The sequence below is a fragment of the Streptomyces sp. NBC_01268 genome, from assembly GCF_036240795.1.
In the GTDB taxonomy this organism is placed as follows: Bacteria; Actinomycetota; Actinomycetes; order Streptomycetales; family Streptomycetaceae; genus Streptomyces.
The window spans coordinates 2,754,096-2,779,263 of the sequence record NZ_CP108454.1; the positions used below are offsets into that span (position 1 = coordinate 2,754,096).

Below are 25,168 nucleotides of genomic sequence, written 5' to 3' on the forward strand. Positions count from 1 at the left end.
CCCCCGCCCCGCCCCCCGACCACCGAGGCGCCGCCCGTCGAGCCCCCACGCCCGCCCGGCGGAGCCGCCCCGCCCCCGCGAAGCGCCTACGCCCCGCCGCCCCCGAACTCATACGCCTCGACCTCCGCGAGATACCGCTCCCGCAACCCCTCCGCGTCCTCCAGGAACGCCGCCAGGAACGAGTTCCGCGCCAAGGTCCGCAGCTCCTCCTCCCCCAGCCCCAGCGCATCCCGCACCGCGTCGAAGTTGTCGCCCGCATAGCCCCCGAAGTAGGCGGGGTCGTCGGAGTTGACCGTCGCCACGAGCCCCGCCGCCAGCATGGTCCGCAGCGGGTGGTCCTCGATGGTGTCGATCGTCCGCAGCCGCACGTTGGACAGCGGGCAGAGCGTCAGAGGCACCCGCTCCCGTGCCAGCCGCTCGACGAGCGAGGGGTCCTCCAGGCAGCGCAGGCCGTGGTCGATCCGCTCGACGCCGAGGACGTCCAGCGCCTCGCGGATGTACGCGGCGGGACCCTCCTCGCCCGCGTGCGCGACCCGGCGCAGACCGAGCCCGGCGGCCTCCTCGTACACCTCGCGGAACTTCGCCGGCGGGTGGCCGACCTCCGCCGAGTCGAGGCCGACGCCGGTGATCCGGTGGAGGTACGGCTTCGCGGCCTCCAGCGTCGCCATCGCCGACTCGGCCGACTCGTCGCGCAGGAAGCACATGATGAGCCGGGTGGAGATCCCGTACCGCTCCTGCGCACGGTCGAGGGCGACGCCGAGCCCCTCCACGACCACGCCGAACGGGACGCCTCGGGCGGTGTGCGCCTGCGGGTCGAAGAAGATCTCGGCGTGCCGCACGCCCTGCTCGGCGGCCCGCGCGAGGTAGGCGTCGGCGAGCTCGGTGAAGTCCTCGGCGGTGCGCAGGACGGCCATGAGGCCGTAGTACAGGTCCAGGAAGGACTGCAGGTCGCTGAAGCGGTACGCCTCGCGCAGGGCCTCGGTGTCCGCGTACGGCAGGGTGACGCCGTTGCGCGCGGCGAGCGCGAACGCCAGCTCGGGTTCGAGGGTGCCCTCGATGTGGAGGTGCAGTTCGGCCTTGGGTACGGGCATCGCTGGTGCTTTCCTGGAGTGTCTCGGTGTACGGCCGTCCGTCCGGGGCCTGGCCCGGACGGCGCCGCCTATCGCTTCGGTACGGGGATCCTCATCAGGTCCTGGGCGACGCTCAGCTCGCCCTCGAACCCGGCCGCCCGCGCCTGCCGCTCGAACTCCGAGGGATCGGAGTACCGCTGCGAGAAGTGGGTCAGGACGAGGTGCCGCACACCCGCGTCGCGGGCGACGGCCGCGGCCTGGCCGGCCGTCAGGTGGCCGTGGTCGGTGGCGAGCCGGACGTCCTCGTCGAGGAAGGTCGACTCGATGACGAGCATGTCGGCGCCCTCGGCGAGCGCGTGCACCCCGTCGCACAGCCGGGTGTCCATCACGAAGGCGAACCGCTGGCCGCGCCGGACCTCGCTCACCTCGTCGAGGGTCACGCCGGCCAGCACGCCCTCCCGCTGGATCCGGCCGACGTCGGGGCCCTTGATGCCGTGCGCGGCGAGCCGCTCCGGCAGGATGCGGCGCCCGTCCGGCTCGGTGAGCCGGTAGCCGTAGGACTCCACGGGGTGGGAGAGCAGGCGGGCGTCGAGGGTGTACGAGCCGGTGACGGCGAGCGGCCCGTCGGCGTCGACCGGCGCCTCGGTCAGCCGCACGGTCTCGCGGTAGGCCGTGGCGTACCGCAGCCGCTCGAAGAACCGCTGCCCGCTCGCCGGGTAGTGCGCGGTGACCGGGTGCGGGACCTGGTCGAGGTTGATCCGCTGGATCACCCCGGCCAGGCCGAGCGAGTGGTCGCCGTGGAAGTGCGTGACGCAGATCCGGTTCAGGTCGTGCGCCGCGACCCCGGCCCTGAGCATCTGCCGCTGGGTGCCCTCGCCGGGATCGAAGAGGATGCCCTGGCCGTCCCAGCGCAGCAGGTAGCCGTTGTGGTTGCGGTGCCGGGTCGGCACCTGGCTCGCGGTGCCGAGGACGACCAGTTCGCGTACGGACACGGTGACGTCCGGTCCTATCCGGGGGGCCAGTTGAGGCCGCGGCCGCCGAGGACGTGCGCGTGGGCGTGGAAGACGGTCTGTCCGGCGCCGGCGCCGGTGTTGAACACGATCCGGAAACCGTGACCGTCGATCTTCTCCTCCGCGGCGATCTCACCGGCCTCGCGCAGCACGTCGGCGGCGACCGTCGGCGCGGCGGCGGCGAGGGAGGCGGCGTCCGGGTAGTGCAGGCGCGGGATGACCAGGATGTGCGTGGGCGCCTGCGGGTTGATGTCGCGGAACGCGACGGTCGTCTCCGTCTCGCGCACGATCGTCGCCGGGACCTCCCCTTCCACGATCTTGCAGAACAGGCAGTCGCTCTGCGGCTCTCCGGCCATGGCCCGATCCTCCTCGACTCCGTTGATCAGTGATCAGTACACGCGCATGCTATCGGGACCCCGGCGGGGCGGGTCGGGCGCCGGGAATTGTCACGGGCGCCGACCGCGGGGCCTCCGGGCGGTGCGCCGGGGCCTCCGGGCGGTGCGCCGGGGGCTCCGGGCGGTGCGCCCGGGGGACTTCCGAGTGGTGTGCCCTAGGACCAGCGCCCGGTCCGCCCGAGGACGAGCGCCCCCGCCGCCGTGCCCGCCGTGGAGGTGCGCAGCACGCTGTGGCCGAGGCGGTACGGCTTCGCCCCCGCCGCCTCGAAGAGCGCCAACTCCTCCGGGGACACGCCCCCTTCGGGGCCGACGACGAGCACGATCTCGCCGTGCCCGGGGAGTTCGGCGGTGGCGAGCGCCCCGCTCGGGTGGTCGCGGTCCTCGTGGAGCACGGCCGCGAAGTCGGCGGTGGCGAGGAGGGCGGCGACCTGCTTGCCGGTCATCGCGTCGGCGACCTCGGGGAAGCGGGTGCGGCGGGACTGCTTGCCGGCCTCGCGGGCCGTCGCCCGCCACTTGGCGAGCGCCTTCAGGCCGCGCTCGCCCTTCCACTGGGTGATGCAGCGGGACGCCGCCCACGGCACGATCGCGTCCACGCCGGTCTCCGTCATGGTCTCGACGGCCAGTTCGCCGCGGTCGCCCTTGGGCAGGGCCTGGACGACGGTGATGCGGGGCGCGGGCGCCGGGTCCTCGTGGACGGCCGTGACCTCGACGGTCAGCTGGTCCTTGCCCTCGGCGGCGGCGACCACGCACGCGGCCCAGGCGCCGTTCCCGTCGGTCAGCACCAGCTCCTCGCCCGCGCGCAGCCGCTTCACGGACACCGCGTGGCGGCCCTCGGGCCCGTCGAGGAGGAAGCCGCCCACCGGGGGCACGGTGTCGACGACGAAGACGGGTGCGGTCACGATGCGCTCCTGGAGCTTTCTCGGGCGGTGTGGAGTTCTTCCGCGAGGACCTCGACGAGCCGCCCGGCCGGGAGGTCGCGGGCCAGGCGGTGGCCCTGCCCGGCCCACAGGGCCATGCCCTGCGGGTCGCCGGCGGTCGCGGCGGCCTTCCGCAGCGGGGCGGTGAGGTGGTGGACCTCGGGGTAGGCGGCGGGGGCGTACGGCCCGTGTTCGCGCATGAACCGGTTGACCAGGCCGCGGGCCGGGCGGCCCGAGAAGGCCCGGGTGAGCTCGGTGCGGGTGAACAGCGGGTCGGTCAGGGCCCGCTTGTGCAGCGGGTCCGCGCCGGACTCGGGGCAGACCAGGAACGCGGTGCCGAGCTGGGCAGCGTCGGCGCCGGCGGCGAGGACGGCGGCGATCTGGCGGCCGCGCATGATGCCGCCGGTGGCGACGATCGGCAGCCGGACGCTCTCGCGCACCTCGGTGAGCAGCGCGAGCAGCCCGCCGCCGCTGCCGGCGGACGGCCCGTCGGCCGGGTCGTCCCGGTGGGTGCCCTGGTGTCCGCCCGCCTCGGTGCCCTGGACGCACAGGGCGGCGGCCCCGGCGCGCTCGGCGGTGCGGGCCTCCTCGACGGAGGTGACGGTGACGATCGTGAACGTGCCGACCCGGGCGAAGGCGTCGAGCGCGTCGCGGTCGGGGCAGCCGAAGGTGAAGGAGACGACCGGCACCGGGTCGTCGAGGAGGATCGCCAGCTTGGAGTCGTACCCGTCGTCGCGGCCCTGGTCCGGGTCCCCGAGCTCCGTCTCGTACCAGCCGGCCTCCCCGGCGAGCTGGTGCCGGTAGACCTCGACGGCGGCGGGGTCGGCGGGCTGACCGCTCTGCGGCATGAAGAGGTTGACCCCGAAGGGCTGTCCGGTGAGTCCGCGGACCCGCTTGATCTCCTGGTAGAGCCCGCCCGCGGTCTTGTACCCGCCGGCCAGGAACCCGAGGGCCCCCGCCTCGCACACGGCACCGACGAGCTCGGGAGAGGATGCGCCACCCGCCATGGGGGCCTGCACGATCGGATGCCGAGAGAGATCGTTCAGTGCGGTGGACATGCAGGCATCGTGCCATGCCGGGACGGCCCGGCCGAATCGGTACGGGAGGGGTTACGGGAGGCGTACGCGAAGGGGCGGCCCCGCACAAAGCGGAACCGCCCCCAGGCATATGCCGTACGGAACTCAGCGCCCGTCGAACGCGTCCTTCAACCGCGGGAACAGCCCCTGCTGCCCCGGCTGACCGTGCTGACCCGGGGGACGACCCCCGGACCCCCAGCCGAGCGCCTACCGCCCGTCGAACGCGTCCTTCAACCGCGAGAACAGCCCCTGCTGCCCCGGCTGACCGTGCTGACCCGGGGGACGACCCCCGGACCCCCAGCCGAGCGCCTACCGCCCGTTGAACGCGTCCTTCAACCGCGAGAACAGCCCCTGCTGCCCCGGCTGGAACTGCCCCGTCGGGCGCTCCTCGCCGCGCAGCTTGGCCAGCTCGCGGAGCAGGCGCTCCTGCTCCGGGTCCAGCTTGGACGGGGTCTGCACCTCGACGTGGACGATCAGGTCGCCCCGGCCGTTGCCGCGCAGGTGCGTGACGCCGCGGCCGTGCAGCGGGATCGACTGGCCGGACTGGGTGCCCGGGCGGATGTCGACGTCCTCCAGACCGTCCAGGGTCTGCAACTGCACCTTCGTGCCGAGGGAGGCCGCCGTCATCGGGAGGGTGACCGTGCAGTGCAGGTCGTCCCCCCGCCGCTGGAAGACGTCGTGCGGGGTCTCGTGGATCTCGACGTACAGGTCGCCGGCGGGGCCGCCGCCGGGGCCGACCTCGCCCTCGCCGGCCAGCTGGATCCGGGTGCCGTTGTCGACACCGGCCGGGATCTTGACCGTGAGCGTGCGGCGGGAACGGACCCGGCCGTCGCCCGCGCACTCGGGGCACGGGGTCGGGACGACGGTGCCGAAGCCCTGGCACTGCGGGCAGGGGCGGGAGGTCATGACCTGGCCCAGGAAGGACCGCGTGACCTGGGAGACCTCACCGCGACCGCGGCACATGTCACAGGTCTGCGCGGAGGTGCCGGGCGCGGCGCCCTCGCCGGAGCAGGTGGTGCACACGACGGCCGTGTCGACCTGGATGTCCTTCGTGGTGCCGAAGGCCGCCTCGTCGAGGGTGATCTCCAGGCGGATCATCGCGTCCTGGCCGCGCCGGGTGCGCGAGCGCGGTCCGCGCTGGGACGCCGTACCGAAGAAGGCGTCCATGATGTCCGAGAAGTTCCCGAAGCCACCCGCGCCGAAGCCGCCGGCGCCACCGCCGCCGGAGGCGGAGAGCGGGTCGCCGCCGAGGTCGTAGACCTGCTTCTTCTGCGGGTCCGACAACACCTCGTAAGCGGCGTTGATCTCCTTGAACCGCTCCTGGGTCTTCGGGTCCGGGTTCACGTCCGGGTGAAGCTCGCGGGCGAGTCGACGGAAGGCCTTCTTGATCTCGTCTGCCGACGCGTCGCGGCGTACGCCGAGTACGGCGTAGTAGTCCGTGGCCACTTACGACTCCGCCAGGATCTGTCCGACGTAACGTGCCACTGCGCGTACCGCTCCCATCGTTCCGGGGTAATCCATGCGGGTCGGTCCGACCACGCCGAGTTTGGCGACTGCCTCGCCGCCGGAACCGTAGCCGACCGAGACGACCGACGTGGACGTCAGCCCCTCGTGGGCGATCTCGTGCCCGATGCGTACGGTCATGCCCGACTCCTTGGCCTCGCCGAGCAGCTTGAGGAGCACGACCTGCTCCTCGAGGGCTTCCAGGACGGGCCTGATCGTCAGGGGGAAGTCGTGTCCGAAGCGGGTCAGATTGGCGGTGCCGCCGATCATGAGCCGCTCCTCCTGCTCCTCCACGAGCGTTTCGAGGAGGGTCGCGAGCACCGTCGTGACGGTGCCGCGGTCCTCGATCTCCTCGAAGGACTCGGGAAGGTCCTGCACCAGCTGCGGCACGTCCGCGAACCGGCGGCCGACGACCCGGCTGTTGAGCCGGGCCCGCAGGTCGGCCAGGGTGGTCTCGCCGAAGGGCGCCGGACAGTCGATGACCCGCTGCTCGACCCGGCCGGTGTCGGTGATGAGCACCAGCATGAGCCGGGCGGGGGCCAGCGACAGCAGTTCCACGTGCCGGACCGTCGAACGGGTCAGCGAGGGGTACTGCACGACCGCGACCTGCCGGGTGAGCTGCGCGAGCAGCCGTACCGTGCGGCCGACGACGTCGTCGAGGTCGACGGCTCCGTCGAGGAAGTTGTGGATCGCCCGCCGCTCGGGGGTCGACAGCGGCTTGACGCCGGCCAGCCGGTCCACGAACAGGCGGTAGCCCTTGTCGGTGGGGATGCGCCCGGCGCTGGTGTGAGGCTGGGCGATGAAGCCCTCCTCCTCCAGCACCGCCATGTCGTTGCGCACGGTGGCGGGCGACACGCCCAGCTTGTGGCGCTCGGTCAGCGCCTTGGAGCCGACGGGCTCCTCCGTCCCGACGTAGTCCTGGACGATGGCGCGCAGCACCTCGAGTCTGCGTTCGCTGAGCACCGCGCACACCTCCAGCTGTCGATCCGGTTCCGGTTCTTCCCTTTTTGGCACTCGCCCTGCCCGAGTGCCAGGAATTCCCCGGCCAGTGTACGGCGGCGGACATCGCTCCTGGCAAGGAGGCGGGGTCGGCGGGGTCGTAGCGGTTAGCGTCGCCGCATGGACGTGAAATGGGAAGAGTACGGCTGGGAGCGCCTCGCGGAGGGTGTCGGCAGGCGCCGGCTGCCGGGCTGGGACGCCACGGTGGGCCTGGTCATCGGGCGGGACGCGGTGCTGCTGTACGACACGGGGGCGACCCTCGCGCAGGGCGCCGAGCTGCGCACCCAGGTGGAGGCGCTGACGGGCCGCCGCCGGGTGACGCATATCGCACTCAGCCATCCGCACTTCGACCACGTCATGGGCACGGCGGTCTTCTCCGGGGCCGAGGTCTTCGGGGCGGTCGGCATGGACACGCTGCTGCCGCGCGAGCGGGAGGAGCTGTGCACGGACGCGGTACGGCAGGGGGTGGACGCCCGGGTCGCGGCGGAGGCGGCCGAGGTCCTGGTCGCGCCCCGCCACACGGTCTCGGGCGAGTGGACCCTGGACCTGGGCGGCCGCCAGGTGCTCCTCGCGAACATCGGCCCCGGCCACAGCGGCCACGACCTCGCCCTGTTCGTGCCGGGCGCGCCGGAGGTCGTCTTCTGCGGCGACCTGGTCGAGGAGTCCGGCGAACCGCAGGCGGGTCCCGACGCCATCCCCGGGCGCTGGCCGGCGGCGCTGGACCGGCTGCTGTCCCTGGGCGGCGCGGAGGCGGTGTACGTACCGGGCCACGGGGCGGTGGTGGACGCCGCGTTCGTGCGCCGCCAGCGCGAGGAGCTGGCGCGGCGCTTCGGGGTGGTGTAGCGGCGTCGAACGCCCGCCCGCGGGACGGGACCTGACGCTCCCTCGCCCGCTCACGGCGGACGGGGCCCGCCCAGGGCAGAATCGGGCCCATGCGCAGTTACAACCCGGATCTGACTCCCCCTTGGAAGCGCTCGGCGCCCGTCCCCGAGGTCCCGGCGGACCGCGATCTCGTCGTGGAGGAGGTCGCGACCGGCTTCTGCGGGGCCGTGATCCGCTGCGAGGCGGACACGGTGACGCTGGAGGACCGCTTCGGCAAGCACCGGGTCTTCCCGATGGAGCCGCGCGGCTTCCTCCTGGAGGGCCGGGTCGTCACCCTGGTCCGTCCCTCCCGCCCCGCCCCGACCCGCCCCGCCCGGACCGCCTCCGGATCGATCGCCGTCCCGGGCGCCCGGGCGCGCGTCGCCCGGGCCGGCCGGATCTACGTGGAGGGCCGCCACGACGCCGAGCTGGTCGAACGCGTCTGGGGCGACGACCTGCGCATCGAGGGCGTCGTCGTCGAGTACCTGGAGGGCATCGACGACCTCCCGGCGATCGTCGCCGAGTTCGCCCCGGCCCCCGACGCCCGCCTCGGCATCCTCGTCGACCATCTGGTGCCGGGCTCCAAGGAGTCCCGCATCGCCGCCCAGGTCTCGTCCCCGGACGTCCTGATCGTCGGGCACCCGTACATCGACGTCTGGGAAGCCGTGAAGCCCGCCTCGGTGGGCATCCCGGCCTGGCCCTCGGTCCCCCGCGGCCAGGACTGGAAGACCGGCGTCTGCCGCGCCCTGCGCTGGCCGGAGAACACGGGCGCGGCCTGGCAGCACATCCTGTCGAAGGTCACGTCGTACAAGGACCTGGAGCCGGAGCTCCTGGGCGCGGTGGAGCACCTCATCGACCACGTGACGGCACCTGAGGGCGACTGACGGCACCCGAGGGCGACCGGGGGCATCTGAGGGAGGCCGGGGGGGCTCGGGGATGTCGAGGGCGCCGGGCGGACACCCGGGCCCCCGCCGGGCCGGACACCCGGCCCCGGCCCGCCCCCGGCGCGCCCCGGTCCACCCCCGGCCAGCCCCGGCGCGCCCCGGTCCACCCCCGGCCAGCCCCGGCGCGCCCCGGTCCACCCCCGGCCAGCCCCGGCGCGCCTCCTCTGCCCAGGTAGCCCAGGTAGCCCTGCTCTCCCTGCTCTCCCCGGTCGCCTCAGTCCACCAGGTCCCGCACCACCGCGTCGGCCAGCAGGCGGCCGCGCAGGGTCAGGACGGCCTGCCCCTGGGCGTACGGCTCGGGGGCGAGGAGACCGTCCTCCAGGGCCTTGCGGGACGCGGCCAGGCCCGCGGGCTTCAGGAGGGCCAGCTCGACGCCCTCGCGCAGCCGGAGCTCCAGCAGGACCCGCTCCACCCGCCGGTCCTCCTCCGACAGCACCTCGCGCCCGGCGCCGGGCGACGTGCCGGAGCCCAGGGCCGCCGCGTACGCGCCCGGGTGCTTGACGTTCCACCAGCGCACCCCGCCCACGTGGCTGTGGGCGCCGGGCCCGGCGCCCCACCAGTCGGCGCCGCGCCAGTACAGCTCGTTGTGGAGGCACCGTCCGGCCTCCGAGGTGGCCCAGTTGGACACCTCGTACCACTCGAAGCCCGCCCCGGAGAGCACCTCGTCCGCCATCAGGTACCGGTCGGCGTGGACGTCGTCGTCGGTCATCGGTATCTCGCCGCGGCGGATGCGCCGGGCCAGCTGGGTGCCTTCCTCCACGATGAGCGCGTAGGCGCTGACGTGGTCGGGTCCGGCGCCGATCACCGCGTCGAGGGAGGCCCGCCAGTCGTCGTCGGACTCGCCGGGGGTGCCGTAGATGAGGTCGAGGTTGACGTGGTCGAAGCCGGCCGCCCGCGCCTCGGCGACGCACGCCTCGGGGCGTCCGGGGGTGTGGGTGCGGTCGAGGATCTTCAGCACGTGCTGTCGGGCGCTCTGCATGCCGAAGGAGATCCGGTTGAAGCCGCCCTCGCGCAGCGTCGCCAGATACGCGGGGTCGACGGACTCCGGATTCGCCTCGGTCGTCACCTCGGCGTCGTCGGCGAGCCCGAACTCCTCCCGGATCGCCGCGAGCATCGCGACCAGGTCGCCCGCGTCGAGCAGCGTGGGCGTGCCGCCGCCGACGAAGACGGTCCGGACGGGACGCGGGTCGTCGCCGAGGACCTTGCGGGCCAGGCGTATCTCCTGGGCGACCTGGCCCGCGTAGTTCTCTCGGGAGGCGAGCACGCCGCCGGCACCGCGCAGCTCGCTCGCGGTGTACGTGTTGAAGTCGCAGTAGCCGCAGCGGGTCGCGCAGTACGGGACGTGCAGATAGAACCCGAGCGGCCGCTCGCCGGCCCCTTCCAGGGCGTGGGCGGGCAGCGCCCCGTCCTCGGGCATGGGCTCACCATCGGGCAGTACGGAAGGCATGCAGCCATTGTCCCGTACCGCCCGAGGTGACCGTCGAACCTGTGGATAACCGGGGAAACCCCAGCTCAGGACCGCTCGGGCCGGCCGAGGCCCGGTCAGGCCTCGCGGGCGCCCTCGTACATGTCGTCGATCAGGTGCTGGTAGGTCCGCTCCACGACCGGCCGCTTCATCTTCAGGCTGGGCGTGAGCTCGCCGTGCTCGACGTCGAGGTCGCGCGGCAGCAGGCGGAACTTCTTGATCGTCTGCCAGCGCTGCAGGCCCTCGTTGAGGCGGGCGACGTAGCCCTCGATGAGCTTCTGGGTCTGCGGGGCGGCGACGACCTCCGCGTAGGACTTGCCGCCGAGCTCGTGCTCGGCCGCCCAGCCGAGGATGGCGGGCTCGTCGAGAGCGATGAGGGCGCTGCAGTAGTTCCGGTCGGCGCCGAGCACCACGATGTTGGAGACGAACGGGCAGACGGCCTTGAACTGGCCCTCGACCTCGGTCGGGGCGATGTACTTGCCGCCGGAGGTCTTGAACAGGTCCTTCTTGCGGTCGGTGATCCGCAGGTAGCCGTCGGCGGACAGCTCGCCGATGTCGCCGGTGTGGAACCAGCCGTCCGCCTCCAGGACCTCCGCCGTCTTCTCCGGCAGGCCGTGGTAGCCCTCCATGACGCCGGGGCTGCGCAGCAGGATCTCGCCGTCGTCGGCGATGCGGACCTCGGTGCCGGGCAGCGGCTTGCCGACGGTGCCCGTGCGGTAGGCCTCGCCCGGGTTGACGAAGGAGGCGGCGGAGGACTCCGTCAGGCCGTAGCCCTCCAGGATGTGGATGCCGGCGCCGGAGAAGAAGTAGCCGATCTCGGGGGCCAGCGCGACCGAGCCGGAGACGGCGGCGCGCAGCCGCCCGCCGAAGGCCTCGCGGAGCTTCTTGTAGACCAGCGCGTCGGCGACCTTGTGCTTGGCGGCGAGGCCGAAGGGCGCGGAGGCGGTGCCGGTGCGGCGGAAGTTGTCCTGGGTGACCTTGGCGTACTCGCGGGCGATCCCGGCCGCCCACTGGAAGATCTTGTACTTGGCGCCGCCGCCCTCGCGGGCCTTGGCGGCGACTCCGTTGTAGACCTTCTCGAAGATGCGCGGGACGGCCGCCATGTAGGTGGGCTGCACGACCGGCAGGTTCACGATGATCTTGTCGATGCGGCCGTCGACGGCGGTGACGTGGCCGACCTCGATCTGGCCCGAGGTGAGCACCTTGCCGAAGACGTGGGCGAGCGGCAGCCACAGGTACTGCACGTCGTCCTGGGTGACCAGGCCGGTGGCGGCGATGGCCTTGGCCATGTAGGACCAGTTGTCGTGCGGGAGGCGGACGCCCTTGGGGCGGCCGGTGGTGCCCGAGGTGTAGATGAGGGTGGCCAGCTGATCGGCGGTGATCGCCCCGACCCGCTCCTTGACGGCCTCCGGATGCTTCTCCAGGTACGCCTTGCCGCGGGCCTCCAGGTCGGCGAGGGTCAGCACCCACTCGTCGTCGGTGTCGGCGCCCTCGGGGTCGATGACGACCACGTGGTGGAGGTGGGGCAGCTCGGCGCGCCGCTCGACGGCCTTGGCGAGCTGGTCGGCGTTCTCCGCGATGAGGACGCGCGAGTCGGAGTCGGAGAGGATGAACGCCGACTCCTCGGCGTTGGTCTGGGGGTAGATCGTGGTCACGGCGGCGCCCGCGCACATCACGCCGAGGTCGGCGAGGATCCACTCGACCCGGGTCGACGAGGCGAGCGCGATCCGCTCCTCCGGCTGGACGCCGAGGTCGATGAGGCCGGCGGCGATCCCGTAGACCCGCTCGGCGGCCTGCCCCCAACTGAGCGACTTCCACTCGTCGGGGCCCTGCCCGGAGGCGGCGGGGACCGGATAGCGGTAGGCCTCCGCATCCGGGGTCCGCTCGACGCGCTCAAGGAAAAGGGTCGCCACGGACGGCGGCCGGTTCTCGATCAGGGTCTGTGTGTCGCTCACGACGTCCTCCGGGCGGCGGCGGTGCGGTCAGGCGGTGCGTAACTAACTGGCGAGTAACCTTCGAGCGGCTTCAGAGTAGAGCGCCGGAGACTGGCGCGTAAGGGCTTGCTTATAACGAACGGGTCTGAGCGCCTACGGCACCCAGACCCGTTCGTTGCATACGGCAGCTACCGTGCGGCCGTCGGCAGGAGCTACTTCTTGCCCTTGCCGCCCGCCGCGTCGTCGCTCGACAGGACGGCGATGAAGGCCTCCTGCGGGACCTCCACGGAGCCGACCATCTTCATGCGCTTCTTGCCTTCCTTCTGCTTCTCCAGCAGCTTCCGCTTACGGGAGATGTCACCGCCGTAGCACTTGGCGAGGACGTCCTTGCGGATGGCGCGGATGGTCTCGCGGGCGATGACCCGGGAGCCGATCGCGGCCTGGATCGGCACCTCGAAGGCCTGCCGCGGGATCAGCTCGCGCAGCTTGGCGACCAGCCGGACACCGTAGGCGTAGGCGGCGTCCTTGTGGGTGACGGCGGAGAACGCGTCCACCTTGTCGCCGTGCAGCAGGATGTCGACCTTGACCAGGCTGGACGCCTGCTCGCCGGTGGGCTCGTAGTCCAGCGACGCGTAACCGCGCGTCTTGGACTTCAGCTGGTCGAAGAAGTCGAAGACGATCTCGGCCAGGGGCAGGGTGTAGCGGATCTCGACCCGGTCCTCGGAGAGGTAGTCCATGCCGATCAGCGTGCCGCGGCGGGTCTGGCACAGCTCCATGATCGCGCCGATGAACTCGCTGGGGGCCAGGATCGTGGCGCGTACGACGGGCTCGTACACGTCGCTGATCTTGCCCTCGGGGAACTCGCTCGGGTTGGTGACCGTGTGCTCGCTGCCGTCCTCCATGACCACGCGGTAGACCACGTTGGGGGCGGTGGCGATCAGGTCGAGACCGAACTCGCGCTCCAGGCGCTCGCGGATCACGTCGAGGTGGAGCAGGCCGAGGAAGCCGACGCGGAAGCCGAAGCCGAGCGCGGCGGAGGTCTCCGGCTCGTAGACCAGCGCGGCGTCGTTCAGCTGCAGCTTGTCGAGGGCCTCGCGGAGGTCCGGGTACTCCGAGCCGTCCAGCGGGTAGAGACCCGAGAACACCATCGGCTTGGGGTCCTTGTAGCCGCCGAGGGCCTCGGTCGCGCCCTTGTTCAGGGAGGTGATCGTGTCACCCACCTTGGACTGGCGGACGTCCTTCACACCGGTGATCAGGTAGCCGACCTCGCCGACGCCGAGGCCGTCGGAGGCCGTCATCTCCGGCGACGAGACACCGATCTCCAGCAGCTCGTGGGTGGCGCCGGTCGACATCATCTTGATGCGCTCGCGCTTGTTGAGCTGCCCGTCGACGACACGGACGTACGTCACGACGCCCCGGTACGAGTCGTACACGGAGTCGAAGATCATCGCGCGGGCGGGCGCGTCGGCGACACCGACGGGGGCCGGCACGTCCCGGACCACGCGGTCGAGCAGCGCCTCGACGCCCATGCCGGTCTTCGCGGAGACCTTGAGGACGTCCTCCGGCTGGCAGCCGATGAGGTTGGCCAGCTCCTCGGAGAACTTCTCCGGCTGGGCGGCCGGCAGGTCGATCTTGTTCAGGACCGGGACGATGGTGAGGTCGTTCTCCATCGCCAGGTACAGGTTGGCGAGAGTCTGAGCCTCGATGCCCTGCGCCGCGTCCACCAGCAGGATCGTGCCCTCACAGGCGGCGAGCGACCGGGAGACCTCGTACGTGAAGTCGACGTGCCCGGGGGTGTCGATCATGTTCAGGATGTGGGTACGGCCCTCACCCTGCCCGTCCGTGGGCGCCCAGGGAAGGCGGACCGCCTGGGACTTGATCGTGATGCCGCGCTCGCGCTCGATGTCCATCCGGTCGAGGTACTGGGCGCGCATCTGCCGCTGGTCGACCACACCGGTCAGCTGGAGCATCCGGTCGGCGAGCGTGGACTTGCCGTGGTCGATGTGCGCGATGATGCAGAAATTGCGGATCAGAGCCGGGTCGGTTCGGCTCGGCTCGGGCACGTTGGTAGGAGTCGCGGGCACGCAGGGTTCTCGTCTCGGGCGATGTTCAGAACGGATACGTAGGCTCCATGGTCCCATGACTGCGGTCCGGCGCTCGGTTTGGGCGGGGTGGAGCGCGGCTGATAAAGTGGACAGCTGTGTCTCGTGTGCCCTCTCAGCCGCGTGGCACATCCTGAAGAAACATCGAACCTGTAAAGGCTCTTTCGTGGCGAACATCAAGTCCCAGATCAAGCGGAACAAGACCAACGAGAAGGCGCGCCTGCGCAACAAGGCCGTCAAGTCGTCGCTCAAGACCGCGATCCGCAAGGCCCGCGAGGCTGTCGCCGCCGGCGACCTCGAGAAGGCCACCGTTGCCGCTCGTGCCGCCTCGCGTCAGCTCGACAAGGCTGTCTCGAAGGGTGTCATCCACAAGAACGCCGCCGCCAACAAGAAGTCGGCGCTGGCCACCAAGGTGGGCTCCCTCCAGGGCTGAGCTCTGATGTGAACGGCCGCACGGGAACCCAGCGGGCCCTCTAACCGCTCCCGCCCGGCCATCCCGGCCACGTACGCGAGACGCGTTCGCCACGCGTGTACGGGCCACCAAGCTGTACGCGAAGGCCCCGCCGCCCTCCTTCCCCAGGAGGCGGCGGGGCCTTCGTCGTATCCGGCGCCGCGCGTAGGCTCGCCGCATGACCGACTTCATGCCGCTCCTCGTGATCGCCGCAGCGCTCGCCGGGGTGCTGGGACTGCTGGCCCGGCTGGCCGTCGTGGTGCGCCGCCGGGGCTCGGCGGGCGCGGGGATCGCGGCGGCGCTGGCCGCGCACGACGAGGCGTTCCGGGTCACGGCGCACGAGTCGTACGTGGAGATCCAGGCCCGGACCGAGCGCAAGGCTCCGCTCCTGTCGCCCGACGGCCTCTGGACGCGGCGCACACCACTCCCGCCCCGCCGCCGCCCGAGCCTCCTCGCCCGCGCGGTACGCAGAACGGGACTCGGCACGGGCCTTGCGGGACGCGCTGCCCGCGGGGCCGGGCGCGGGGGCCGGAAGCCACGGGGCGCCTGACGGGCAGGTCGGCACGGACCCGCCGGGAGGGGCCGCGCCCGTCCCCGGTACGGGACGGCGGGGTACGGAGACGGCGGGGTGCGGAGTCGGCGGGGGTGGGGGCGCGCGGGAGGCGACGGAACGGGTGGCACCGGTCGCACTGACGCCGGGGCCGGCTCTCCCCGCCATCAGGGTGACCGGTGCCGGGACGGGCTCTCCCCCGCCATCAGGGTGACCGGCACCGACGACCCCCGCCCTCAGGGCGACCGGCGGCGTGACGATCTCCGCGCTGGTCGGTGGGGCCGCCGGCGCCCCGGTGTCAGGCGCGGCGCATGCGGGCGGCGCGGGCGATGGTCACCACGGCCTTCTCCAGCGCGTACTCCGGATCGTCGCCGCCGCCCTTGACGCCCGCGTCCGCCTCCGCGACCGCCCGCAGTGCCACGGAGACCCCGTCGGGGGTCCAGCCGCGCATCTGCTGCCGCACGCGGTCGATCTTCCACGGTGGCATCCCCAGCTCGCGCGCGAGGTCCGCCGGGCGTCCGCCGCGGGCAGAGGAGAGCTTGCCGATGGCCCGGACGCCTTGGGCCAGGGCGCTGGTGATCAGAACGGGCGCGACCCCGGTCGACAGGGACCAGCGCAGGGCCTCCAGGGCCTCCGCCGCCCGGCCCTCGACGGCGCGGTCCGCGACCGTGAAGGAGGAGGCTTCGGCGCGGCCCGTGTAGTAGCGGCCGACGACCGCCTCGTCGATCGTGCCGTCGACGTCCGCCGTCAGCTGCGCGACCGCCGCGGCCAGCTCGCGCAGGTCGCTGCCGATCGCGTCGACCAGCACCTGGCAGGCTTCGGGCGTGGCCGAGCGCCCGAGCGCCCGGAACTCCTGCCGCACGAAGGTCAGCCGCTCCGCCGGCTTGGTGGTCTTCGGGCAGGCCACCTCGCGGGCGCCGGCCTTGCGGGCCGCGTCGAGCAGCCCCTTGCCCTTCGCGCCGCCGGGGTGCAGCACCACGAGGGTGATCTCCTCGACCGGAGCGTCGAGATACGCCTTGATCTCCTTGATCGTCTCCGCCGGGAGGTCCTGTGCGTTCCGCATGATCAGGACCTTGCGCTCGGCGAAGAGCGAGGGGCTGGTCAGCTCCGCGAGGGCGCCGGGCTGGAGCTGTTCGGGCGCGAGGTCGCGGACGTCCGTGTCGGCGTCGGCGGCGCGGGCCGCCGCCACCACCTCGCGGACCGCGCGGTCGAGCAGCAGGTCCTCCTGGCCCACGGCGAGCGTGACGGGGGTGAGGAGGTCTTCGGTGGAAGTCTTTCTGGTGGCCATCGCGATCCAGCATCCCACGGGCCACCGACAGCCGGGCCATCGTCGAGAATGTGCACGTGAGCGATGTGAGACACGTACTGGTACTGCCCGACCGCGATGCCGCCGAGGAGGTCGCCGAGGCCCTGCCCGACCGCTTCGGCCTGGCCGAGGAGCCGCAGCTGGTCCGGGACGCCCTGGCCGGCGAGGACGACGCGGAGGACGCCCAGTGGCTGGTGGTCGTGGAGGACCCGCGGGGGCTGCTCGACCCGACGGCCCTCGACGCCCTGGCCGCGGAGCACGACGGCTGGCTGGAGGCCGAGTAGTCGGCGCCCGGCGCCCTAGCCCTTCTTGGGGACGATCTGGATGTCCAGCTCGATGGTGATGCTGGAGCCGACGGCGGCGATGCCTCGTGCGAGCAGCGTCTGCCAGGTCAGGGTGAAGTCCTCGCGGTGCAGTTCCGTGCTCGCGCGGCAGGCGCACCGGGTCTCGCCCTCCAGGCCGCTGCCGATGCCCAGGTACTGGGTGTCGAGGGTCACCGTGCGGCTGACGCCGTGCAGGGTGAGCGCGCCGGTGACGCCCCAACGGCTGCCGCCCCGGTGGACGAAGCGCTCGCTGTAGAACTCCATCGTCGGGTACGCGCCCACGTCGAGGAAGTCGCTCGAACGCAGGTGGTCGTCGCGCATCTGCACGCCGGTGTCGATGGAGGCGGCGTCGATCACGACGTGCATGGCCGACTGCTCCATGCGCTCGCCGACCCTGATCGCCCCGGCGAAGCCGTTGAACCGGCCGTGGATCCGGGCCAGTCCGATGTGCCGCGCGGTGAAACCGATCTGGGAGTGCGCCGGGTCGATCTCCCAGTCGCCGGACTCGGGGAGCTGCGGCTGGGGTGCGACCTGGAGCATCAGGTCGCCCAGGCTCGTGTGCCCGTGCTCGGCGACGACGGTGGCGCCGTGGTACGGGGTGTAGCCCTCGGCCGTGACCGCGAGTCGGTACTCGCCCGCCGGCACCGTCGCGAGCACGCTGCCGTACGGGTCGGTCTCCCCCGCCAGGACCTTGCGGCCCGCCGTGTCGCTGACCACGAACTCGGCCTGGCGGACCGGCTCGTTGACGGGGTCCAGGACCCGGCAGCTCAGCACGCCCGCCGACGGCGGGACCGTGAGCCCCGAGAGCGGGCCGCCTCGCGCGGCCGCGGAGCCGCGTTTGCCGAACAGACCACCGAACATTCCACGTACCCCCGCACGAACCACCGGCAATGACCGGCACTTTCTTCTTCGACGAAGATGCATTCGATCACTGATGTGATGTTCGAGGCAAACGGGGCAAGTGTTACCGGGAGTCCGAATATTCCGCTTAGGCCTTCGCCGGAACCGGCCCCTGCTCCTGCTCCCGCTCCGGCAGCTCCCGCAGGCGCGCCAGCGGCGAGGGCAGCACCCACAGCACGGCCAGAACGGCTCCGGCGGTCGCCACCCAGAGCGTGGGCCGCAGCCCCAGGGCCGTGCCGAGCACCCCGCCGGCGAGCGCGCCGAGCGGACGGAAGCCGTGGTTGAGCGTCCGGAACGCGCCCATCACCCGGGCCCGGATCGCATCGGGTATCAGCGCCATCTGGAACGAGCCCGCGGCGATGTCCGCCACCATCACCCCGGCGCAGGACAGGAACTCGGCGACGAACAGCAGCCCGAGCACCAGCGGCAGTGGCCCTCCGGCGAGCGGTATGAGCAGCAGCGGCAGGGTGAAGCCGACGAAGCCGGTCACGAGCGACGGGCCGATCCCGATCGCTCGGACCACCGGGCCGCTGCACGCCGCCCCGATCAGGCCGCCCACGGCCCCCGCCGCGAGCACCGCGCCCAGCACGCCGGCGCTCAGGCCGAGTTCGGCCGTCGCGTAGAGCACGAAGAGCGTGTGGAACATGTAGTTGAAGAACTGGACCGTCCCGGAGGCGGCGAACAGCGCGCGCATCGACGGGTTCCGCACGACCCAGCGCAGCCCCTGCACGAAGTGCCCCTTCTCCACCGGGGCGGGCGGCGGCTCGACCGGGCGGATCCGGGCCAGGTACCCCGCCGAGACCAGGTAGGTGAGCGCGTCCGCGACCAGCGCGAGGGGCGCGGTGAGCACCTGCACCAGCACGCCGCCGATGCCAGGGCCCGCCAGCCACGCCATCGAACGGCTCCCGTTGACGAGCGAATTGGCCTGCACATAGCGCTCGGCGGGGACCATCGCCACGAACAGCGTGGCGTTGCACACCTCGAAGAGCACCGTGAGCGCCCCTATCCCGAAGGCCACCGCGTACAGCTGGCCGAGGGTCAGCGCGTCCAGCAGGTAGGCGACGGGGAGGGTCAGGATCAGCACCGCCCGGGCGAAGTCCGCCGCGATCATGGCGCGCCGCCGCCGGGCCTGCCGGTCGGCCCAGGCGCCGAGCGGCAGGTTGAGCAGGAGCGCGGGCAGCAGCTCGGCCGTCTTGAGCCAGCCCATCTCGGCGGCGTCGGCCCCCAGGATCAGGACGGCGGTGAGCGGGAGCGCCATGAGCGAGATCTGGTCGCCCACGAAGGAGACGGTCTGTCCGGTCCAGTACCGCCGGAAGGGCCGCTCGCGCAGCAGTGCGGGTATGCGTTCGATGATCGCCATCATGCTCACTCCTCCCCCGCGCCGGTGTCGGCGTCAGTGTTCGTGTCGGCGTCGCGGTCCACCAAGGCGATCCGCAGGATGCCCACGGGGCGGGCGCCTTCGGGCCGCAGGGCGGGGTCGCCCTCCCGCTCCTCGTAGGGGCGGAGCAGTTCCTCGATCCGCCGCCCGAGACCGGTCAGCTCCTCGGGGGTGAGGTGGAGCAGCGTGTCGCCGAACTGCTCGGCCTCGCGCCATTCCTCCGGCAGGCTGTGCCGGTTCTCGATGGACTTCAGGACCCGCTGGAAGTAGTGCTCCGTGACCGCCGCGCTGAGCGCGTCCGCCGCCTGGGCGACCGCGGCGTCCTCGCTGCGGTCCGGCCATTCGGTGAACCGGGCCGTCGCCCGCCAGGGCTTCTCCCGCCCCTTGCCGCCGGGGGCCTGCTCGACCAGCCCGTACTTGGCGAGTATCCGCAGGTGGTACGAGCAGCTGGCCACGGACTCGCCGGTCAGCTCGGCCGCCTTGGTGGCGGTGAAGGGGCCGCTCGTGCGCAGCAGACCCACGAGGGTCATCCGGGTGGGATGGGCATAGGCGCGCAGGGCGCGCGGGTCCGTCAGCTCGATGCTGTGCGACTGCTCCGTCATGATGAAAACATATCTTTAGAAAGACTCCTTTACAAGGATGTGTAGGCCACCAGCGCCAGGCCGGCCCCGGCCACCGCGACGGCCCCGTCCCGATCCGTGCTCAGCACCCGCGCCCCGCCCGCCCGCAAGGCCTCGACGGTCAGCGGCGAGGGATGCCCGTACGGGTTGTCCAGGCCCGCCGACACCAGCGCGAGCCGGGGCCGCACCGCCCGTATGAGCCCCGGGTCCTGATGGGCGGAGCCGTGATGGGCCACCTTCAGCACGTCGACGGGCGGCAGCGACGGATACGCCCGCAACAGGCCACGCTGGGCGGGCGGTTCCAGGTCCCCGAGCAGCAACAGCGTCACTCCACCCGCGGTACGGACGAACAACGTCACACTGGCGTCATTGGCCCCCGACTCACCCGACTCCCCTGCGTCCCCTGCGCCCCCTGGGTCTCCCGCGTCCCCCGGCCCTCCGAGCCCGACCGGCCGTCCGGACCCGCCGCGGCCTGCGGGCCGCGCCCCGCCGGGGGTGGCCACCGGCCACAGCACCCGCCACTCCAGCGGGCCCAGCACGCGCCGCTCACCCGCCCGCGCCGTCACCAGCGGGATCCCCGCCGCCGCGGCCGTCCGGCGCACGAACTCCGCCTGCTCCGGCGGCTTCGCGAGCCCGGTCGTCTGGATCGCGCCCACCGCCCGCCCCCGCAGCACCCCGGGCAGCCCCGCGACGTGGTCCGCGTGGAAGTGGGTCAGGACGAGCAGCGGGATCCGGCGGACCCCGAGCTCCCGCAGGCACCGGTCGACCGGCGCCGCTTCGGGCCCGGCGTCCACCACGACGGCCGTGTCCCCGCCGGCCGCCAGCACCGTCGCGTCGCCCTGGCCGACCTGGCACATCGCGAACACCCAGCCCGGCGGCGGCCATCCGCCGACCAGCCGGACCAGCGGAGGCGGCCGGACCACCGCCAGGAACAGCAGCACCACGCAGCCCGCCCCGATCCAGCGCCGGTACGGCAGCCGCCGTGCTCCGAGCACCACCAGCCCCGAGAGCAGCGCGAGCAGCAGTCCGCCCCACCAGCCTTCCGGCCAGTCCGTCTCGGCCCCCGGCAGTCCCGCCCCGGCACGGGCCACCCCGGCGATCCAGCCGGCGGGCCATCCGGCGCCCCACGCCACGGCCTCGGCGGCCCGCGGCCACACCGCGGCGAGCCCCAGAGCGGCGAAGCCGAGCACCGTGGCCGGGGCCACCGCGGGCTCCGCGAGGAGGTTGGCGGGAACCGCGACCAGACTCACCCGGGCCGCGAACACCGCCACCACCGGCGCGCACACCGCCTGCGCCGCCAGCGTGGCCGCCAGCGCCTCCGCGATCCTGCCGGGCACCCGGCGCCGCCGCAGGGCCTCGCTCCACCGCGGGGCGACGGTCAGCAGCGCCCCGGTGGCCAGCACCGACAGCAGGAAGCCGTAACTCCGGGCCAGCCACGGGTCGTACAGCACCAGGACGAGCACCACCGTCGCGAGCGCCGGGATCAGCGACCGGCGGCGACCGGTCGCGATGGCCAGCAACGTGACGAGCCCGCAGGCCGCCGCCCGCAACACGCTCGGGTCGGGACGGCACACCACGACGAAGGCGAGCGTGAGGCCGCCCCCGGCCAGGGCGGTGGCCCGCAGCGGGATGCCCAGCCGCGGGGCGAGTCCGCCCCGCTCGATCAGCTGCGCGGTACCGGGCCTGCCGATCAGGAGGAGCAGGACGAGTGTGAGATTCGATCCGGAGACCGCCAGCAGGTGGGTGAGGTCGGTCGCCTCGAACGCGGCCTCCAGCTCCGGCCCGATCCTGGCGGTGTCGCCGACCACGAGCCCCGGGAGCAGCGCCCGCGCGTCCGGCGCGAGGCCCTCCGTCGCCCGCCGCAGCCCGGCCCGCAACTCCCCGGCGGTGCGCTGGAGCGCGCTCGGCGGCCCCGTGATCCGGGGCGGCCCCGCACCGTCCGCCCGCAGCACCCCGGCGAACGGGTCGCCCGCCCGGACCGGAAGCGCGAGCCGCCCCGTCACCCGCAGCCGGGTCGACGGCAACAGCCGCAGCCACTCCCCGCGCGCCTCACCGGCGGCCACCACGACCAGGACCGGTGCCCGAGTCAGGTGCACGGCGCCGTCCCGGTCCTCGACCCGCACCACCTCGCCCTCCAGGACCACGGAGACCGGCAGCGCCCGGCTCCCGCTCGACCTCGGCCGGGTGAGCCGCGGATCGGAGGTGACGGCCACCTCGGCCGTCACCCGGCCGCCGTCCCGGGCGAGCCCGGGGACCGGCCCGCGCCGCAGGTCGGCGGCGTGCAGTCCGCCGGACGCGGCTCCGGCGGCGGCGCACAGGAGCACTCCGGCGCAGGCGGTCGCCCGCAGGCCGTGTCGCGCGGCCGGGCGGACGAGCAGTGCGGCCCCGGCCAGGCAGAGCAGCACTCCTGCCACGCTCCACCAGCCGACGACGCCGACGGCGAGGGCCGCCCCGCCCCACGCGGCCAGGGCCGGCGGCACGAGCCGAAGATCGGCCGGGCCCTCGTCCCCTCCGACGGGCCGCTCGACCTCGGCCGGGGCGCCGGGGTTCACGGCCGCACCAGCCGTTCGAGGTCCGCGAACCGGCGCTCACCGATCCCGTTGACCTCACGCAGCTCGTCGACCGAACGGAACCCGCCGTGCTCGACGCGGTGCTCCACGATGTGCCGGGCCAGCACCGGGCCCACTCCCGGCAGCGTGTCGAGCTGCTCCACGGTCGCCGCGTTGAGGCTCAGCGGCTGGGCGGGGCCCGAAGCCCCGGACGGCCCCGCCGCCGCTCCCGCGCCCGCCGGGGCGGCCCCGGCACCCGGCAGCCCGACCAGGACCTGCTCGCCGTCCACGAGGACCCGGGCCCGGTTGAGGCCCGAGAGGTCCGCACCCGGGCGGACACCGCCCGCCGCACGCAGGGCGTCGGCGACCCTGGAGCCGGCGGGCAGCGTGAGCACCCCCGGCCTGCGTACCTTGCCGCCGACGTCCACGACGACCACGGGCGCCGCCGAGGCGGGGGACGGAGCCGGGTCCGGGCCCGGAGGCAAGGCGCCTCCCCGCTCGTCGGGGGACGGCCCGGTCCCGGGCAGCGGACGGGCCGCGCCCACCACCTCCGGCGCCCTGACCTGCTGGGGCCGCCCCGTCCAGAAGAACGCGCCCGCGACGCCCGCCGCCACCACGAGGACCACGGCGAGCGCGGCCAGCGACCGCCGTTCGAGCCCGCACCGCGACTGCACCCACAACGGCAGCCGCTCCCGCACCGCGAGCCACAGGCGCTCCTTGCGCGACGGCAGCAGCGACGGCGGCCGCGACACCGGTTCCGGAGGCGGCGGAGGGGGAGGTGGCGGCGTGGGCAGAGGTGGGGCCGGTGTGGGCGCGGCCGGGGGCGCCGCCGCCGGGAAGAGCGCGTCGCCCCGGTGCCGTACCCCTCCCGGGACCACGCCGGCCGCGTGTCTCGCCCGGGCCCGTCGCCCGGCCCTCCCGTCCGAGCCCGGGGCCCGGCCGGGACCGCTGGTGAGCGCGGCGCCACGCGTGCGCCGACGGGTTGTTGCGATGTGTGTGCGAAGAGTCATGGACGAGACGGTAGGCGGATGGCGCGGAACCTGCCGAGAGGCCTCAATTCCGGTGGAAATCCACTTACTTGTGGATAACTTCGCCACCCGGACGGGGGATACCGCGCACCGCCGTCATGCCGCGCCGGTCAGCGCGGAGAGACGACCACCGCGAGCAGCCCCGGTCCCGTGTGCGCGCCGATCACCGCGCCCACCTCGGTGACCTGCAGCTCCTCGATCGCCGACAGCCGGCCCCGCAGGCGCTCGGCCAGCGCGGCGGCGCGGTCGGGGGCGGCGAGGTGGTGCACGGCGATGTCGACGGGTCCGGCGCCGGCCCGTTCGACCGCGATCTCCTCCAGCCGGGCGATGGCCTTCGAGGCCGTGCGCACCTTCTCGCGCAGCTCGATCCGGCCGCCGTCCAGTTCGAGCAGCGGCTTCACGGCCAGCGCGGAGCCGAGGAGAGCCTGCGCCGCCCCGATGCGCCCGCCCCGGCGCAGGTAGTCGAGGGTGTCGACGTAGAAGAAGGCGGAGGTCCCCTCGGCCCGCTTCTCGGCCGCCGCGACGGCCTCGTCGAGCGAGCCGCCCGCGTCGGCGACCTCGGCGGCGGCCAGGGCGCAGAAGCCGAGCGCCATCCCCACCATCCGGGTGTCGACGACCCGTACCGGCACGGGGGCGTCCTTGGCGGCCACCACGGCGGCGTCGTAGGTGCCGGAGAACTCGGCGGACAGGTGCAGCGAGACGACGCCGCGGGCGCCCCCCTCCGCGGCCGCGCGGTAGGCGGCGGCGAAGACCTCGGGGCCGGGCCGCGAGGTGGTCACCGAGCGACGCTTCTGCAGCGCCTCGGCGAGGGAACGGGCCGAGATCTCGGTGCCCTCCTCCAGCGCACGGTCGCCGATGACGACGGTGAGCGGGACGGAGGTGATGGCGTGCCGCTCCATCGTCTGGGGTGGCAGGTAGGCCGTGGAATCGGTGACGATCGCGACATGCCGGGACATGAGCGGGAGGTTACCCGCAGGGGCCGTGGCACGGCAGCCCGGCCCCCACCGCGCTCAGGTGGTGGTCTCCGGCCGGGTCGACTTCTCCCACGGATACGGCGTCCGCAGGGGGTCTGGGCCGGTGATCGCCTGCGGCTGCTCGGGCGCCGCGGACTGCGTGCGCTCGGCGCCCGGCGCGGGAGCCGCGGTCCCGGGCCACGGGGATCCGGTCGCACCCGCCGCCTGCCCGGTCGTACCCGTGCCGTCGGCGTCGGTTCCGGTCCAGTGGCGCAGGGCGCCGGCCTCCACGTCGATCTGGGCGCTCAGCGAGGACAGCTCGTCCTCGGCGAACCGGTGGGCCCGGTCCCTGGCCGCCCAGCGCAGCGAGTCGGCGGAGTGGGTGATCTGTTCCGTGCGGCGGCGGAGCTCGCCCAGCTGCTGACGGACGCGCGCCTTGTCCGGCTCCCGTTCGAGCCGCTTGAGGTCCTCGTCCACCTCACGCCCGTGGGCGCTCAGCCGCTGGAACAGGTCGAGGGACTCCTTGAGGGAGGCGTCGTCGGCGACGCCTGCCTGCAGCGCGTCCTGGGTGGCGCGCATCGAGGTCCGCAGCGAGAGGCGCAGCTGCGCCAGCTCGCCCGCGGCGCCGGTCTGGCCGAAGCTCTTGGCCCGCAGGGTGGTGTCCTCGACCGTGCGCCTGGCCTGGTCGATCGTGCGGTCGACACCGCGCTTGGCCGCCTTGGCCACCTTCACCGTGGCGTAGACCCCGAGCGCCACGAAGGCGACGAAGAGCAGCGCCATGATCGTGATCGCGGCTTCCATGTGCCTCGCCCCTCCGACTGCGGTTGTGGTCCT

Annotated in this window: 23 protein-coding genes; 5 read left to right on the forward strand and 18 right to left on the reverse strand. The window is 73.4% G+C overall.

Annotated features, from left to right (window positions below; genetic code table 11):
- Positions 1-86: 86 nt before the first annotated feature.
- The 7 genes from OG309_RS12200 to hrcA form a co-directional block, all read right to left on the reverse strand.
- Positions 87-1,091 (reverse strand): adenosine deaminase, encoded by a 1,005-nt coding sequence (locus OG309_RS12200; RefSeq protein ID WP_329420483.1) that lies wholly within the window; start codon positions 1,089-1,091, stop codon positions 87-89.
- A gap of 68 nt (positions 1,092-1,159) precedes the next feature.
- Complete coding sequence (locus tag OG309_RS12205) at positions 1,160-2,062, reverse strand: ribonuclease Z (protein WP_329420484.1); 903 nt, start codon at positions 2,060-2,062, stop codon at positions 1,160-1,162.
- Positions 2,063-2,076: 14 nt separating this feature from the next.
- Entirely contained in the window at positions 2,077-2,436 is a 360-nt protein-coding gene (locus tag OG309_RS12210) for a histidine triad nucleotide-binding protein (protein ID WP_329420486.1), read from the reverse strand.
- A gap of 194 nt (positions 2,437-2,630) precedes the next feature.
- Positions 2,631-3,374 carry a 16S rRNA (uracil(1498)-N(3))-methyltransferase gene (locus OG309_RS12215; protein WP_329420487.1) on the reverse strand — a complete coding sequence of 248 codons (744 nt, stop codon included), beginning with the start codon at positions 3,372-3,374 and terminating at the stop codon, positions 2,631-2,633.
- Positions 3,371-4,450: a nitronate monooxygenase gene (locus OG309_RS12220; protein ID WP_329420489.1), complete on the reverse strand. Its 1,080-nt coding sequence runs from the start codon at positions 4,448-4,450 to the stop codon at positions 3,371-3,373. The genes OG309_RS12215 and OG309_RS12220 overlap by 4 nt, the downstream gene beginning before the upstream one ends.
- A gap of 327 nt (positions 4,451-4,777) precedes the next feature.
- Positions 4,778-5,914, reverse strand: a complete 1,137-nt coding sequence (dnaJ, locus tag OG309_RS12225) for a molecular chaperone DnaJ (RefSeq protein ID WP_329420491.1) — start codon at positions 5,912-5,914, stop codon at positions 4,778-4,780.
- Positions 5,915-6,934: a heat-inducible transcriptional repressor HrcA gene (gene hrcA / locus OG309_RS12230; RefSeq protein ID WP_329420493.1), complete on the reverse strand. Its 1,020-nt coding sequence runs from the start codon at positions 6,932-6,934 to the stop codon at positions 5,915-5,917.
- 156 nt (positions 6,935-7,090) lie between these two features.
- Between hrcA and OG309_RS12235 the strand changes: the two genes are divergently transcribed.
- Entirely contained in the window at positions 7,091-7,813 is a 723-nt protein-coding gene (locus OG309_RS12235; RefSeq protein WP_329420496.1) for an MBL fold metallo-hydrolase, read from the forward strand.
- A gap of 89 nt (positions 7,814-7,902) precedes the next feature.
- A complete protein-coding gene (locus OG309_RS12240) occupies positions 7,903-8,715 on the forward strand; it encodes a DUF3097 domain-containing protein (RefSeq protein ID WP_329420498.1) in 813 nt (270 codons plus the stop codon).
- 274 nt (positions 8,716-8,989) lie between these two features.
- Here OG309_RS12240 and hemW read toward each other — a convergent pair whose 3' ends face one another.
- From hemW to lepA, 3 genes are all read right to left on the reverse strand, one after another.
- Positions 8,990-10,222: a radical SAM family heme chaperone HemW gene (hemW, locus tag OG309_RS12245; RefSeq protein WP_329420499.1), complete on the reverse strand. Its 1,233-nt coding sequence runs from the start codon at positions 10,220-10,222 to the stop codon at positions 8,990-8,992.
- A gap of 95 nt (positions 10,223-10,317) precedes the next feature.
- Positions 10,318-12,195, reverse strand: a complete 1,878-nt coding sequence (locus OG309_RS12250; protein ID WP_329420500.1) for an AMP-dependent synthetase/ligase — start codon at positions 12,193-12,195, stop codon at positions 10,318-10,320.
- A 191-nt stretch (positions 12,196-12,386) separates the two neighbouring features.
- Positions 12,387-14,258 carry a translation elongation factor 4 gene (gene lepA / locus OG309_RS12255; RefSeq protein ID WP_329420501.1) on the reverse strand — a complete coding sequence of 624 codons (1,872 nt, stop codon included), beginning with the start codon at positions 14,256-14,258 and terminating at the stop codon, positions 12,387-12,389.
- A 184-nt stretch (positions 14,259-14,442) separates the two neighbouring features.
- Here lepA and rpsT point away from each other — a divergent pair, with 184 nt between their 5' ends.
- On the forward strand, positions 14,443-14,709 hold the full coding sequence (rpsT, locus tag OG309_RS12260; protein WP_329420503.1) for a 30S ribosomal protein S20: 267 nt from the start codon (positions 14,443-14,445) through the stop codon (positions 14,707-14,709).
- A 196-nt stretch (positions 14,710-14,905) separates the two neighbouring features.
- Positions 14,906-15,277, forward strand: a complete 372-nt coding sequence (locus tag OG309_RS12265) for a hypothetical protein (RefSeq protein WP_329420504.1) — start codon at positions 14,906-14,908, stop codon at positions 15,275-15,277.
- Positions 15,278-15,575: 298 nt separating this feature from the next.
- Here the strand turns inward: OG309_RS12265 and holA are convergent, their stop codons facing one another.
- The gene (gene holA / locus OG309_RS12270; protein WP_329420506.1) at positions 15,576-16,565 is read right to left on the reverse strand and encodes a DNA polymerase III subunit delta; all 990 of its coding nucleotides are present in this window, start codon (positions 16,563-16,565) and stop codon (positions 15,576-15,578) included.
- Positions 16,566-16,621: 56 nt separating this feature from the next.
- On the opposite strand from holA, the gene OG309_RS12275 reads away from it, so the two are divergent.
- Positions 16,622-16,867 (forward strand): hypothetical protein, encoded by a 246-nt coding sequence (locus OG309_RS12275; protein ID WP_329420508.1) that lies wholly within the window; start codon positions 16,622-16,624, stop codon positions 16,865-16,867.
- A gap of 15 nt (positions 16,868-16,882) precedes the next feature.
- Here OG309_RS12275 and OG309_RS12280 read toward each other — a convergent pair whose 3' ends face one another.
- The 7 genes from OG309_RS12280 to OG309_RS12310 all read right to left on the reverse strand — a co-directional run bounded on the left by OG309_RS12280 (position 16,883) and on the right by OG309_RS12310 (position 25,135).
- On the reverse strand, positions 16,883-17,767 hold the full coding sequence (locus tag OG309_RS12280; RefSeq protein ID WP_329420509.1) for a YceI family protein: 885 nt from the start codon (positions 17,765-17,767) through the stop codon (positions 16,883-16,885).
- A 127-nt stretch (positions 17,768-17,894) separates the two neighbouring features.
- A complete protein-coding gene (locus OG309_RS12285) occupies positions 17,895-19,169 on the reverse strand; it encodes an MFS transporter (RefSeq protein WP_329420510.1) in 1,275 nt (424 codons plus the stop codon).
- 2 nt (positions 19,170-19,171) lie between these two features.
- Positions 19,172-19,786 (reverse strand): winged helix-turn-helix domain-containing protein, encoded by a 615-nt coding sequence (locus OG309_RS12290; RefSeq protein ID WP_329420512.1) that lies wholly within the window; start codon positions 19,784-19,786, stop codon positions 19,172-19,174.
- A gap of 29 nt (positions 19,787-19,815) precedes the next feature.
- Entirely contained in the window at positions 19,816-22,356 is a 2,541-nt protein-coding gene (locus OG309_RS12295) for a ComEC/Rec2 family competence protein (RefSeq protein WP_329420514.1), read from the reverse strand.
- Complete coding sequence (locus tag OG309_RS12300; protein ID WP_402544198.1) at positions 22,353-23,105, reverse strand: helix-hairpin-helix domain-containing protein; 753 nt, start codon at positions 23,103-23,105, stop codon at positions 22,353-22,355. The genes OG309_RS12295 and OG309_RS12300 overlap by 4 nt, the downstream gene beginning before the upstream one ends.
- Before the next feature lie 386 nt (positions 23,106-23,491).
- Positions 23,492-24,337 (reverse strand): DegV family protein, encoded by an 846-nt coding sequence (locus OG309_RS12305; protein WP_329420517.1) that lies wholly within the window; start codon positions 24,335-24,337, stop codon positions 23,492-23,494.
- A gap of 54 nt (positions 24,338-24,391) precedes the next feature.
- Positions 24,392-25,135 carry a hypothetical protein gene (locus tag OG309_RS12310; protein WP_329420518.1) on the reverse strand — a complete coding sequence of 248 codons (744 nt, stop codon included), beginning with the start codon at positions 25,133-25,135 and terminating at the stop codon, positions 24,392-24,394.
- Positions 25,136-25,168: the final 33 nt, after the last annotated feature.